11 protein-coding genes are annotated in these 13,012 nt (G+C 60.6%); 8 read left to right on the top strand and 3 right to left on the bottom strand.

The annotated features are described in order from the left end of the window. Positions 1 to 40: 40 nt before the first annotated feature. The 3 genes from AC50YL_RS30075 to AC50YL_RS30065 form a co-directional block, all read right to left on the bottom strand. Positions 41 to 1,753 (bottom strand): extracellular solute-binding protein, encoded by a 1,713-nt coding sequence (locus AC50YL_RS30075; protein ID WP_494836887.1) that lies wholly within the window; start codon positions 1,751 to 1,753, stop codon positions 41 to 43. A gap of 127 nt (positions 1,754 to 1,880) precedes the next feature. Beyond that, positions 1,881 to 3,305 (bottom strand): response regulator, encoded by a 1,425-nt coding sequence (locus AC50YL_RS30070; RefSeq protein WP_494836886.1) that lies wholly within the window; start codon positions 3,303 to 3,305, stop codon positions 1,881 to 1,883. After that, complete coding sequence (locus tag AC50YL_RS30065) at positions 3,298 to 5,049, bottom strand: sensor histidine kinase (RefSeq protein WP_494836885.1); 1,752 nt, start codon at positions 5,047 to 5,049, stop codon at positions 3,298 to 3,300. The genes AC50YL_RS30070 and AC50YL_RS30065 overlap by 8 nt, the downstream gene beginning before the upstream one ends. Positions 5,050 to 5,276: 227 nt before the next feature. Between AC50YL_RS30065 and AC50YL_RS30060 the strand changes: the two genes are divergently transcribed. The 8 genes from AC50YL_RS30060 (at position 5,277) to AC50YL_RS30025 (ending at position 12,728) form a co-directional block, all read left to right on the top strand. Then, positions 5,277 to 5,975, top strand: coding sequence for a response regulator transcription factor (locus tag AC50YL_RS30060; protein WP_494836884.1), 699 nt, complete (start codon positions 5,277 to 5,279; stop codon positions 5,973 to 5,975). Next, positions 5,968 to 7,116: a sensor histidine kinase gene (locus tag AC50YL_RS30055; protein ID WP_494836883.1), complete on the top strand. Its 1,149-nt coding sequence runs from the start codon at positions 5,968 to 5,970 to the stop codon at positions 7,114 to 7,116. The genes AC50YL_RS30060 and AC50YL_RS30055 overlap by 8 nt, the downstream gene beginning before the upstream one ends. A 283-nt stretch (positions 7,117 to 7,399) precedes the next feature. Next, a complete protein-coding gene (locus tag AC50YL_RS30050) occupies positions 7,400 to 7,996 on the top strand; it encodes a TetR/AcrR family transcriptional regulator (protein WP_494836882.1) in 597 nt (198 codons plus the stop codon). A 225-nt stretch (positions 7,997 to 8,221) separates the two neighbouring features. Then, positions 8,222 to 9,043: an SDR family NAD(P)-dependent oxidoreductase gene (locus AC50YL_RS30045; protein ID WP_494836881.1), complete on the top strand. Its 822-nt coding sequence runs from the start codon at positions 8,222 to 8,224 to the stop codon at positions 9,041 to 9,043. 262 nt (positions 9,044 to 9,305) lie between these two features. Continuing rightward, the gene (locus AC50YL_RS30040; protein WP_494836879.1) at positions 9,306 to 10,181 is read left to right on the top strand and encodes a M15 family metallopeptidase; all 876 of its coding nucleotides are present in this window, start codon (positions 9,306 to 9,308) and stop codon (positions 10,179 to 10,181) included. 204 nt (positions 10,182 to 10,385) lie between these two features. Next, positions 10,386 to 11,045 carry an HAD family hydrolase gene (locus AC50YL_RS30035; RefSeq protein WP_494836877.1) on the top strand — a complete coding sequence of 220 codons (660 nt, stop codon included), beginning with the start codon at positions 10,386 to 10,388 and terminating at the stop codon, positions 11,043 to 11,045. Between the two features lie 82 nt (positions 11,046 to 11,127). Next, positions 11,128 to 12,102 (top strand): hypothetical protein, encoded by a 975-nt coding sequence (locus AC50YL_RS30030; RefSeq protein ID WP_494836875.1) that lies wholly within the window; start codon positions 11,128 to 11,130, stop codon positions 12,100 to 12,102. Positions 12,103 to 12,356: 254 nt separating this feature from the next. Beyond that, the gene (locus AC50YL_RS30025; protein ID WP_494836874.1) at positions 12,357 to 12,728 is read left to right on the top strand and encodes a hypothetical protein; all 372 of its coding nucleotides are present in this window, start codon (positions 12,357 to 12,359) and stop codon (positions 12,726 to 12,728) included. The last annotated feature ends 284 nt before the right edge of the window (positions 12,729 to 13,012 follow it).

Raw genomic sequence — 13,012 nt, 5'->3', positions numbered from 1 at the left:
CGGACGGAAACATCCGGAAGCCCGCTGCTGCAGAAGGGGCTTACTTGCCGTTCACGGCCTCGGTGACTTCCTTCGTGATTTGGTCGCCGCCGAGCTTCTTCCATTGCGCCACGAAATCGTCGAAAGCGCTGACCGGCAGATCGCCGACGATGATTTTCAGGAACGTTTCGATCTCCAATTTCTCGAGCGTGGCCCATTTGGTTTCCATGGTCCGCGTCATGCCGTAGAACACGCTGTAGACTTTCTCCATCGGCTGGTTGGCGAGGATCGCGCCGCCGATCTCGTACGCTTTGGCCGGCTTCCAGGCATCCATGTTTTTCTTCGGATTTTCCTTCTCGGCGAGCGTGAAGTCATAGACTTGCTTGGTATCGGGATCGAACGTCGCGGGATCGATCTCGCCTTTGACCGCCTTTTGCACGTCGTTGTAGCGTTTGACGACGGCGTCCGAGTAGTCGAGCAGCAGGTCGAACGGATAGAAGTTGCGGATATGGACGCCGGTCTCGGCCGCATAATCGTCCAGCTTCTTCACTTCCTCGGCGTTCGGATCCTGTCTCCGCTCGTAGCGGGTGAAGACGTTGAGCATCTTCACGGCCGCTTCCGGATGGTCGTAGCCCTTGCGCACGACGATGTAGCGGTCCGTGACCGGCGCCATGTGCGTGACGAACTTGCCGTCCGCGTCGAGCGGCGCCGCGTAAGCTTTCCAATCGGCCTTGGTGTCGTTCGTGACCGAGTCGGCCAGCGGGAAGTACGGCATCCACCACGGGCCGAAGAACAGGCCGGTTTTGTTCGCCACGATCGGCTCCTGCGTCTCCTTGTAGAGCGCGAACTGTTTATCGATCAGGCCGTTTTTGTACCATTCGGCGAGCTTCGCGAGCGCCTCTTTGTTCTCGGGCGTCGTCGAACCGTAGACAATGTTGCCGCTCGCGTCCTTGATCCAGTTTTTCGGGAAGGCGTGGAACGCGCCGAAGATCGCGTCGAAGCCGTTCGGATTCGGTTTCTGGCCGTAGACGACCGCTTTGTCGCCTTCGAGTCCGACCGTATCCGCCTTGCCGTTGCCGTCGGGATCCTGCTCGACGAACGCCTTGGCGATCTTCTCCAGGTCGTCCATCGTTTTCGGAGCGGGCAGCTTCAGCTTGTCCAGCCAATCCTGGCGGATCCACAGAAGCGACGGGGCATCGGCTTCGATTCCCACGTTAGGCAGGCCGTAAAGCTTGCCGTCCGAGGTCGCGTCCGCGAGCGCCATGCCGTCCGTGGTGTCGTAGATATCCTTGATCAGCTTGGAGCCGTATTTCTCGTAGCTGTCCGACAGATCCTCGATCATGTCGTTGTCGATCAGCTTGCGGAGCTGATTGCGGTCCACGACCATGGCATCCGGCAAGTCGTTGCTCGCGATCGCCAGGTTGACCTTTTGCTTGAAGGCGTCGTCGCCTTTGGCTTCCCAGGAATGGACGACCTTGATGTTCGTCAGGCTTTCGAAATAACGCGAGGCGATGTTGTTCTCGTTCGTATCGCCGCTCTTCAGCTTGTCGTCGGGAATCTTGAACCCGACGCTCAGCGTGACCGGCTCCGCCGTCTTCTCGTAAGCCAGATCATCGCCCGATTTCGTATTTCCGGATGCGTTGCCGCCCGATGTCTGTTCGTTGTTGGAGCCGGCATTCGAATCGGAAGACTGATTCTCGTTGCCGCCGTTATCGCCGCACGCGGTCAAGGCGACGGACAGCGCCATCGCCGTCAGCAGAAGCTTCGCTTTCATAAAGAACCCCCCGTTTGTTTGATTCCTTCGTGTTTACGCTTTCATTCTACCCGACCGGGCCCGCTTTCCCGGAGGGAAAACGAGCCGCAGATGCAGCGGGGACGTTCGCAGTTGGCGAACCGTTTTCTTACCGGCGTCCGACCGTTTTCCCACCGGCGCTCCGAAACTCGCTCGGCAAGAGGCCCACGCGCTCCTTGAACACGCGGCTGAAATACTTGTCGTCCTCGAAGCCGGCCAAGAAGGCGATTTCGTAGACGGGCGCGTCGGATGCAAGCAGCAGCGTCTTGGCGCGCTCGATCCGCAGATGGCGCAGCATCTCGCCGAACGATTGCCCGGCGAAGCGCGTGAAGCATTGGCTGAAGTAGCTGCGGCTCATGTTGATATGGAGGGCGACGTCGGATTGGTTGATCTTCTCGCCCGCATGCAGGCGCATGTATTGGATGGCTTGGATCAGGCTGGCCATCACCTCCCGGGAAAGGGACAGTTCGAGCATCCGGCGCTGCGCCAGATCGGAGAACAGCCGGAACCAATCCCGCCACTGCGCCCACGAGCGGCGGGGGCTGCGGTCGCCGTACAGCCGATGGATCGCTTCCTCGTCCAGCAGCAGGCCCGTCCATTCCAGCTCCAGCGCCCGGGCGAAGCGCTCCAGCCGCTCGGGCGCCGGCCGCTGCTCGGATATCGCCCGCGCGAAGGCGTCCCATTCGCCCGCGCTCAAGGCCCACTTGACGGACAACCACCGGTCGAACAAAGCATCCAGCTCCGCGTCCGCGTTCGGCCGCGCGGCGCCGAGCGCCTCGTATGGAATCGATACCGGCTGGCCGTCCGGCGGCTCGGGCGCGTAGAACAGCTGGCCCGCGAGCCGTTCGGCCAGCGCGCGCTTGACCTCGGCCAAGGGCTGATCCTGCAGGCCGGTGATTAAGGCGGTCCGCCATTTGCCGGCATGCAGGCCCTCGAGCTCGCGCCGCAGCTCGGGCGACCAGCCGAGGCTGGGAAGCGGCGCCATCCGGATGCCGCCCAGATCCATGATCGGGTGGCGCTGGGCGAACGGCAGCCGGAAGAGCTCCGAAGGGTCTTCTTCGGGGACGAACGGGAAGAAGACGATGGCGGTGCCGGCCGAGACCCGCTCCTGCTCCGTGCCCGAGCCGGGCGAGTAGGCTGCCCGGCTGCTCTCTTCCCACCGGATTCGGTCGACGATCCGGTTCATGACGTCGTCGACGCTTTCCATGTCGAGCAGCGTCTTTACGATGTAATCGATCGCGCCCAGCCGCAGGGCTTCCTGCACGTAATCGAATTCGTGGTGGCAGGTGAGCACGACGGACTTCATCCGGGGGAACCGCTTGCGGACGTTGCCGAGCAGCTCGAAGCCGTCCATGCCCGGCATGGTGATGTCCGTGAACAGCAAGTCCACCTCCTGGCCGGCCAGCAGCTCCATGGCCGTCTTGCCGTCCGCGGCCTCCGAGGTGATCACGATCCCGTAGGCCGCCCAGTCGATCATCGAAATAAAGCCTTTGCGCACGAGCTTCTCGTCATCCACGACCATTGCCTTAATCATCGAAGTCCTCCTTCGTTTTATGCGGAATCGTAATCGTGATCGTCGTGCCGACATGGGGCGTGCCGGCAATGGAGATTTGCATGTGCTCTCCGAAGAACTGCAGCAGCAGCCGGTTCACGTACGACAGCCCGATGCCGAGCCCGCGCTTCGCGCCGGCGGGATCCTCGTTCAGCAGACGGTGCGCGGTCTCGGGATCGATGCCGTCCCCGTTGTCGGCGACCTCCAGGGAGATCGCGTCGCCCGGCAAGGGCCGGATCGTGATCACGACCCTGCCGTGGCGTTCGCCCGTGCCGTGATAGATCGCGTTCTCCACGAGCGGCTGGAGCAGAAACCGCGGAATCGCGGCGCCGACGACCGTCTCGTCGACGTCGACCACGTAGTCGAATTCATAGTCGTAGCGGATCCGCTGCAGCTCCATATAGTTTTGCAGGGCGTCGATTTCGTCTTGAATCGTCACGATGATGCTCTTCTTCCCGAGATTGTACTGCAGGACTTTCACCAGCAGCGTCACGAGCTTGTCGATTTCTTTCTGACCGTTCATCCGGGCGAGCCATTGGACGGTGTTGAGCGTATTGTGCAGGAAATGGGGATTGATCTGGCTGAGCAGCTTCTCGATCTCGAGCCGGCTCTTCTGCTTTTCGTTGTGCTCGACCTCGTTCAGCAGCCCGTTGATCTTCGTCTTCATGTCCTGGAAGTTGCCCAGCAGCAGGTCGAATTCCTCCACGCGCGTAAAGGCGACCGGCGACTCGATGTTCTCCGCCATGCGGACGATCTCGGAATTCACCTTCCGCAGCGGACGGTACACCTGCTTCCAGATGAACAAGGCGAGCAGGACGGAGAACACGAACGTCGCCATCGCGAGGAAGAACAGCCGGAGCAGCCAGGAATAGATCTCGCTGTTGAAGGTGGTCTGCTTGACGGCCGTGACGAGCTGCCAGCCCTGCGGGCTGATGTACCGGAAGAAATGATAGCCGCCGCTCACTTCATGCAGTTGGGAGTCGTCGCGCCAATCGACGTTCGCGGCCCCCCGAGGCATGTCCTTGTTTTCCACGTACGTGACGGCGCCTTCTTCGTTGACCAGCAGATGGGACACCTTCATCCCGTAAGCTCGGTCATTCAGGATTTTGGCGAACAGGTTGTAGTTTGTCTCCAGATAGATGTACACGTTCTGGGCCTCGGGCAGGCGCACCACGCGCAGCGACGAGAAGACGATGTTGGAGCTTGAGCCGTTCATCGTCTTGTGCGGGCCGAAGTACGACCCGCCGTTATAGCTCATGAAGCGCGGCAGCTTGTCCGTGTCGAAGTCCGGGCTCAAGCTGAAGTTCGTGAACAGGACCGGATCCTCCAGGCCGGGCTCGATATAAGCCGTCACGCCGAGAATGGGATTGGTGAAATTGACCAGATTGATTTTCTTGTTGATGCTGTCCATGAGCTGCGACTTCTTGTAGACCTGCGTCTCTTGCAGATAGCTGCCGACCTCGTCGACGATCTGCCCGTCGAGCGCGAACTGCTTGGAGGCGAAATCGAGATTGTTGATCGTGTTTTCCAGACTGGCCGCTTCCTGGTCGAGGCTGGCGATGATGCCGCTTTGGATCTTGTTCGTGAGAATGGAATAGATGGAATAGTACGTCATGACGCCAACGAGCGCGAGCGGCAGGAGGCTGCCGATCAACAGATAAAACACCAAACTGCGTCGCAAGGATTTGGACGCGGGCGGCTTGCGCGTGAAGAGGCGGCGCTTCATTCCTCGGGATGCTCCTTCCTGCGGCGAATCTTGCCGTCGTTATCGGTCGTATTATAGCATATGCGCGCAGGCAATAATGAACGGCTCGCGATATCGGGGCCGGAGGCGCAGGCGCCGAAAAAAGTCCCGGCCCGACCAAGGTCCGATTTCCGTAAACCGGCCTTCATGGGGTAAAATAAAGAAAAACGGGCAAGCCTGGGCTTGCCCCGACCGGGAGCTGGAGAAGGATGAAGCGCATGACGATTCTGATTGCCGACGACGAGGCGGAGATCGCCGATCTGGTCGAGCTGCATCTGGCGAGGGAGGGCTACCGCTGCATCAAGGCGGCGACGGGCCTCGAAGCCATGCAAGCCGTTCAAACGCAAGCGGTCGATCTGGCCATTCTCGATATCATGATGCCGGGGCTCGACGGGTACGAGGTGACCCGGCAGATCCGGGAGCACTCGGCCATGCCGATTATTTTCCTCAGCGCCAAGACGAGCGATCTCGACAAAATCACGGGACTCGTCATCGGCGCCGACGATTATATGACCAAGCCGTTCAACCCGATGGAGCTGGTCGCCCGCGTCAACGCCCAGCTGCGTCGGGCGCTGCAATTCAACCAGCAGGGGGGCGCGAGCGCGGGCGCCGCGCCGGTGCTGGAGTCCGGCGGCCTCGTGATCGATCCGGACAGGCACAGCGTGACGCAGTTCGGCAGCCCGGTCGAGCTGACGCCCAAGGAATTCGACATCTTGTATCTGCTGGCCAGCCACCCCAAGAAGGTATTCAGCGCCGAGCACCTGTTCCAAAGCATTTGGGGCGAAGCCTACTTCGAGAGCGGCAACACCGTGATGGTGCATATCCGGACCCTGCGCAAGAAGCTCGGCGACGACAAGAACAAATGGATCAAGACCGTTTGGGGCGTGGGGTATACGTTCAATGGCTAGGCCGGCCATCAGCTTCAGGCTGAAGATGATCCTGTTCCTCGGGCTCAGCATGCTGCTCTCCGGGCTTGCGATCTTCTTGGCGTACAAAGCCGTTGAATCTTACTATATGGCCGACGCGCGCTTCGCGGACGACCCGCTGTTCCGGCTGCGGCACATCATCGCGAACGGCGTGGGCGATTTCAAATTCGCCATGCTGCTCATGATCCCGCTGACGATCCTGTTCTTCTACCTGTTCACCAAGCCGTACGCGGCGTACTTCTCCGATATCTCGAAGGGCATCCACCGGCTGGCGGCCGGCGATTTCAGCGGGAACGTCGTCATTCGCTCGCAGGACGAGTTCGGGCAAATCGCCGACGACATCAACCTGGCGGGAGAGAACCTGCAGAAGGCGGTGAAGCGGGGGGATTTCGAGGAGAACAGCAAGCATCAGCTCGTGCTGAATCTGGCGCATGACCTGCGCACGCCGCTCACGTCGGTGCTGGGCTACTTGGACTTCATCCTGCGGGACGAGGGCTTGTCCAAGGAACAGGCCGAGCATTACACCCGCATCGCGTTCACGAAGTCCCGGCGGCTCGAGAAGCTGATCGACGAACTGTTCGAGGTGACCCGGGTCAATTACGGGATGGCGACGCTCCATCCGGCGGATCTGGACCTGAGCGAGCTGCTCGTGCAGCTGCACGAGGAATTGTACCCGTTGTTCGAGAACAACGAGCTGACGGTGCGCCTGCACGTCGAGCCGCAGGTGCATCTGTTCGGGGACGGCGAGCTGCTGGCCCGCGTGTTCGAGAACCTGCTGACCAATGCGGTACGCTACGGGGGGGACGGGCATTTTATCGATATCTACTGCAGCGCGGAGGGCGAAGAGGCGGTCGTGCGGGTCGCCAACTACGGCGATTCGATCCCGGAGGAGCAGCTGCCGCATCTGTTCGAGATGTTCTATACCGGCGACAAGGCGCGGACGCATCAGGGCGGCGGCACCGGGCTCGGACTGTTCATCGTCCGCAACATCGTCGAGCAGCACGGCGGCACCATCGCGGTGCAGAGCGACGTCGTGCGGACCTGCTTCGAGGTGCGTCTGCCGCTGCGGAGCGGGGAGCTCGCGCTTTCTTCGCCAAGAAACCCCGTGCATACGGCGAAATAATCCCGACCCGGCACGGCATGGTCCGACCGGGTGCGTCGGCGAGTGAGTTGTCGTCGGTCGGCAAAAAGTCGGCCAGGGTAGCGATCAAGGCGGCGAAGGGGCGGTCGCGCTCGAACCTGTCATGTACGGTTCCGGCGTCGCTTGGCGACGAATCCCTCAGGCTTAAACCCGCCGCCGGCGCATGCGGCTTCGCGGTCGGGTTGACGGGGGCATGATTTTGTTTTATGATTAGAACGATCATTCGATCTAAACGAAACGCAGCGTAAAGGAGGTGGAGAATCACATGTTCGAACGCTACAACAAGGTGCAGCAGGCGGTACTGGAAACGACGCTGGAATTGATCGTCGACAAGGAACTGCAGGCGGCGTCGATGTCGCTCATCGCCAAAAACTCCGGCGTGTCGACGGGCAACATCTACCACTATTTCAGCAGCAAGGAAGATATCGTCAACGAGCTGTATAAAGCGATCGTGCTGTTCAACGGGGAGTTCGTGACCCGAGATTTGCGAGAAGGAGACAGCATCCAGACGCGTTTTCGGCTGGCGTGGAAGAACGTCATCGCGCTCGGCAAGAAGTATCCGAACGGATTTCGGTTCATCGAGCAATATTCGTTCTCGCCGTATATCTACGAGCAGTCCAAGCTCGAGGCTTATAAGGGCGGTTGGTGCGGACGGGTCGCGAAGCTGTACGTAGAGGCGATCGAACAGGGCTTGTTCATCGGGATGGAGCCCCGATTCATGGTGCAGATGCATTACGGATCGATCGTGTATATACTGAAGGGGCACGCGCAGCATTACATGGAACTGACGGAGGACCTTGAGGACGAAGCGATTCTCGCCTGTTGGAACGCGGTAAGCAAAGAAAAGGGTTGGAACGAGTAGGTTCGGCCCGAATCTTTTGCTAGTTTTAGATCGAACGTTCGATTGAGGTTGGTCGAGACTGCGAGTATCGGTCGTGAAGCTTGGGCAGGCTACCAAGGAATGAAGCTGGTTCCCTTGTCCGAATAGAAAGTTTGCAATTTATAGAATGAACGTTCAATTGGGAAGCTGGTTAGAACGGTCAATTGCGCATCACAATGCACATCACAATTTGGAGGGATTTCTATCATGGCAAAGAAAACGATCTTTATTACCGGCACAAGCTCGGGACTGGGAAAATTGACGGCGATTCATTTCGCGAAGCTCGGCTGGAACGTGGCCGCGACGATGCGCACGCCGGAGAAAGAAGCGGAGCTTACCGCGTACGACAACATTAAACTCTTCAAGCTGGACGTCACGAAGCCGGCGGAGGTCGCCGCGGCCGTGGACGATGCGATCGCGGCGTTCGGTAAAATCGACGTTGTCGTCAACAACGCGGGCATGGGCTCGTACGGACCGCTGGAATTGGCCGCGGAGGATACCATCGATTGGCAGTTTGCCGTGAATGCCCGCGGTCCGATCAACGTGATCCGCAAATTCCTGCCTCATTTCAGAGCGGAGGGCGGCGGCATGTTCATCAACATCAGCTCCTTTATGGGCATCACGACGGCCGTTCCGCTCGGCTCGCTGTATAACATGTCGAAGTTTGCTTTGGAAGGCTTGACCGAAGGGCTCTATTACGAGCTCAAGCCGCTGAACATCGAGCTTCGGCTCATCGAGCAAGGCGGCTCCACGGGCAATAATTTCGTGAACAGCATCATCTGGAACAAGGACGAGAACATTACGGCCTACGACGATCTGATGAACAAATTATCCGCGCTGATGGGAAGCCGGGATACCAGCCAGCTCGACGATCCGCAAACGATCGTGGACGCCATCGCGGCGCAAGCCACCGGGGCGAGCAAGCAGTTCCGGACCGTCATCGGCGAGGCAGGGAAGGGCTTGATGGCGCTTCGGAATTCGGTTCCGATCGAACAGTATCTGGAAACGATCGCGTCCAACTATAACTAATTCGCAGCCTCCGCCCGGTATGCTTGGCAGTTCTGAATCCATTGGCCCTCGTTCCGCCCCGACAGGCGCGATCGGGGGCCTTTGCCGATTCGGGGCAGACGGAAGGCATTCTTCGCGCCGGGCGCGTTTCCATGCCGGATGTCGGGGCGATTTTCTTACCGAATGCGGCTGAATTTAAGAAAAAGTTTACTATTTCTCCGGTTCTTCTTTATCCCCTTGTCTTACGCTTGGGAGAGCAAAGCGGTACGGGGGGATGGGGCGCATGAAGATGGCGCGGTTGGCGGGACTCGTCGTGTTTGCGCTGATCGTCGCGGAAGCCGGGCGGCAAGCGAACGCCTGGATGAGCCGCGAGTTCGCGGGGCCGCTGCCGAACGCGCCGGCGGCGATGCATACCGTGCATGCGGGCCGGGATCAGCCGTACCGGGGGGACCTGGTGCTGATCGACGGCGCGCATCCCGTGCGCGAGGCCGGCAGGCAGACCGATATCGTCCGTCTGTTCGACCACCCGGAGCTGAGGAACGGGTACGGCTTGGCGAATACGGCGGTGTCGCTGTCGAAGCGGGCGGCGGATAAGTGGCAGCTGCTGGCAGACGCCGCGCGAAAGGACGGGATCAGCCGTTTCGTCATCCTAAGCGGCTACCGGAATGACGCGGAGCAGGCGCGGCTATACGAAGAGAAGGGATCTCTATACGAGCTGCCGCAGGGCTTCGGCGAGCATGGCTTGGGACTGTCCTTCGACGTCGGCTCGGCCGCGGCGGAGATGGATCGGGCGCCGGAGGGAAGATGGCTGAGCAAGCATGCTTGGGAATACGGATTCATCCTGCGTTATCCCAAGGAGCAGGCCGCCGTCACGGAATTCCGGTTCGAGCCGTGGCATCTGCGCTATGTCGGCATGCCGCACAGCGCGCTGATGCACCGGTACGGCTGGACGCTGGAAGAGTACCTGGCGGCGCTGAAGGAGCGAAGGTCGATGAGTGCGGTCATGGACGGCACGGAGTACCAAGTGACGTATTATGCGGCTTCGGCCGCCGGCGATACGGCGATCCGCGTACCCCTAGCGGGCGCTTATATGGTGTCGGGCGATAATCGGGGCGGCATCATCGTGACGACGCTGACGAGAGCGTCGGCCGGTTCGTAGTCGAGCGGGGAAGGGGCATGCCGGCCAGCCGGGTATATGCGCGTATCTACCCGTACCGCTGCACTTGGAGACGGCTTTGGGCGAACGGCGGACCCTGCGGGGTTTGCCGTTTTCGCGTTTTGCAGGGCGGCGTCCGGAAGGGTTGGGAAGCCGGAGCGAGAAGTAGTTAAAGAGCGAGATTCGATTTTCGGGAGGCAGCCAGCGTTGATAAAAGCGATAATTTTCGATTTTGACGGCTTGATCTACGATACCGAGGTTCCGGAATACACGGCGTTCCGGGAAATATTCGCCGAGCATGGGCATGAGCTGGAGCTGGGCGTCTGGGGACAGTGCGTCGGCACGAACAACAGCGGCTTCGATCCGTACGATCATTTGGCGGCTTGCCTGGGCAGACCCGTCAACCGGGAAGAGCTCCGGGCACTGCACAAGTCCAAATTCGAGCGGCTGATGGCGGAGGAGACGATCCGGCCGGGCGTGGAGGCGTATTTGCGGACGGCCCGGGCGCTGGGCTTGCGCATCGGCTTGGCGTCGAGCTCCAGCCGCGCTTGGGTGACGGGGTATCTGGACAAGCTGAATATCTTGCCGTACTTCGAGTGCATCCGGGTGAGCGACGACGTGAAATTGGTGAAGCCCGATCCCGAGCTGTACCTGCAGGCGATTCAAGCCTTCGGCATCGAGCCGCAGGAAGCGGTCGCGTTCGAGGATTCGCCGAACGGCGCGAAGGCGGCCAAAGCCGCCGGTCTCCGCTGCGTCGCGGTGCCCAACGGCGTCACGCGCGAATTGGCGTTCGAAGCCGTGGACTTGCGGCTGTCGTCGCTGGCGGACATCGGCTTGGAAGCGCTGATCCAGCGGCTGCAAGCGTAAGCGGGCGGCGAGTGCGAGAGACCGGGGAGGCAGACGGAGAAGCAAAGGGAGTTGGGGAATACAAGGAAAAGGAGGAGAACCGATGTCGAAGCCGGATCTTCGGCACTTGTCGGCGGGTCTTGGAATCATCGCCTCCTGCAAGGCGCGGACGGGCGATATCTGGGAAGCGCATTACGGCGCGGCTGCGATCGCGAGCGATCTGTTCCGGCGCGATAACGGGCTCTCCGCTGCCGCGGAATCGGCTATCGCGCATCAGACGGACCGCATGATCGCCGCGCATGCGTTGCGCGGGGACGATCATGCTGCGAGACCGGGTTCGATCGGGGAGACGCCCTGCGGGGACGCGGAGCGCGAGATCGTGCAGGCGCTGGCCGATACGCTGGACGGGCTCCACTGGGTCGGGCATAATTTCATCTACTCGGCGCTTGCCATTAGTGCGCTGCGCGAGCTCGGGAGATGGGGAACGGCGGACGATATCGGCGGCATCGCGGCTTTGGTCCGGTCGTTCAAGGGCACGATTCCCGGGCGGTCCTGGATCGGCTTCCGGGTATCCGAGGTGAAGCGTCTGGCGCGGGAAGCGGATACCGAGACGGAGGGAGTCGGCAGTCCGACGCGGCTCTCCGGGCTGGTGTTGTCGGAGATTGCCGCCTTCAAACGGATCTACCGGGCGGAGGCGCATCATGATTTGATCGGCCATACGCTGACGTTCTCGCATGCGCTCAACCTGCTGCATGATTTCGGTTACGGCGAACTGTTTCGGGCCGGGCTGCCTCAGCTGCTCGCGATGGTCAAGGTGCTTCGGGCAAGCCGCGAGCCGGACATGGGCGGCGGCGTGCAACTCGTCTCCCCGGTGGACCGGCTGCCGCTCCGCCTCGCGCCGCGGGCGGAATGGCTGCCGACGGAGGAAGCGTACTGGACCGAGGACCGCGCCGCGGAGGATTGGGATTTCGGTCATGCGTTCAAATTCCCCTGCAGCTTCTACGATCATTTGCGCCGCGCGGACGACTATCCCCGGGATTCGGCGGTCGAGAACTTCCGGTACATCATCCAGACATGACAACCTAAGGCTTCATGCATGATTCGGGCGGGAGTGCTAACACTAATGCACGAATGTTCTCCCACCATCATGAGAAGTCGATTTCTGAACGCGAGCTTGCTTGGCTTGCGCTCGGCGCGGCGCCGCTGTCGGCAGGGGCTGCCGGAACCGGACACCAGGCGCGCCAGCTGGACCATTCGGCTGCGCATGCGCCATGCCTCAGTCCCGCCGCGGTCAAGCCGCAGGGGGATATGCGCAGATAGTGGCTCGATCACGTGAATTTGACGCGCGATTATATCGTCAGCGCCGTCGCGGGCACGCCCGATCAAGAGGCGATACTGGCCCGTTTGCTGCAAAACCAGCAGGACATCGGCAATGCCGTCAAGCCGTTCTACGGCGAAGAGGCGGGCAATAAGCTGGCGGCGCTGCTGAAGGAGCATATCCGGCTCGCGGGCAAGATTTTGGTCGCTTCCAAGGCCGGAGATACGGCCGAAGCGGAGAAGCAGAGCAAGCTGTGGTACCGAAACGGGGACGACATCGTTGCGTTCCTAACCAAGGCGAATCCGAAATTATCGGAGAAGGAACTGCACGACTTGTTCTACCGACATTTTTGGGCATGGTTGCCGACGCGCTCACGGCCCGCCTGAAACAGGACCGGGCAGGGGACATGACGGCGCTCGACAAGGGCGAGGACCATATCGTCATCCTGGCCGATTTTCTGACGGACGGAATCGTGAAGCAGTTCCCGCAGCGGTTCAAATAGAGCCGGGCATAAGATAGGAACGGAGCTGTCCCTTCGCGGATCGCGATGAAGGGTTAATCGTTCCCTTTCGATTTTTCGATTGATACACGCACAAAAGCAGAGGCCATGCGACAAGACCCTCGGCATTCATTGGAGAATGGATACGAGGGTCTTGTCGTCGCGTGCGAG

The organism is Paenibacillus sp. J22P277, from assembly GCF_059383675.1.
The sequence above is the reverse complement of the archived record's forward strand: the minus strand, read 5'-3'. Positions and strand labels throughout refer to the sequence as shown.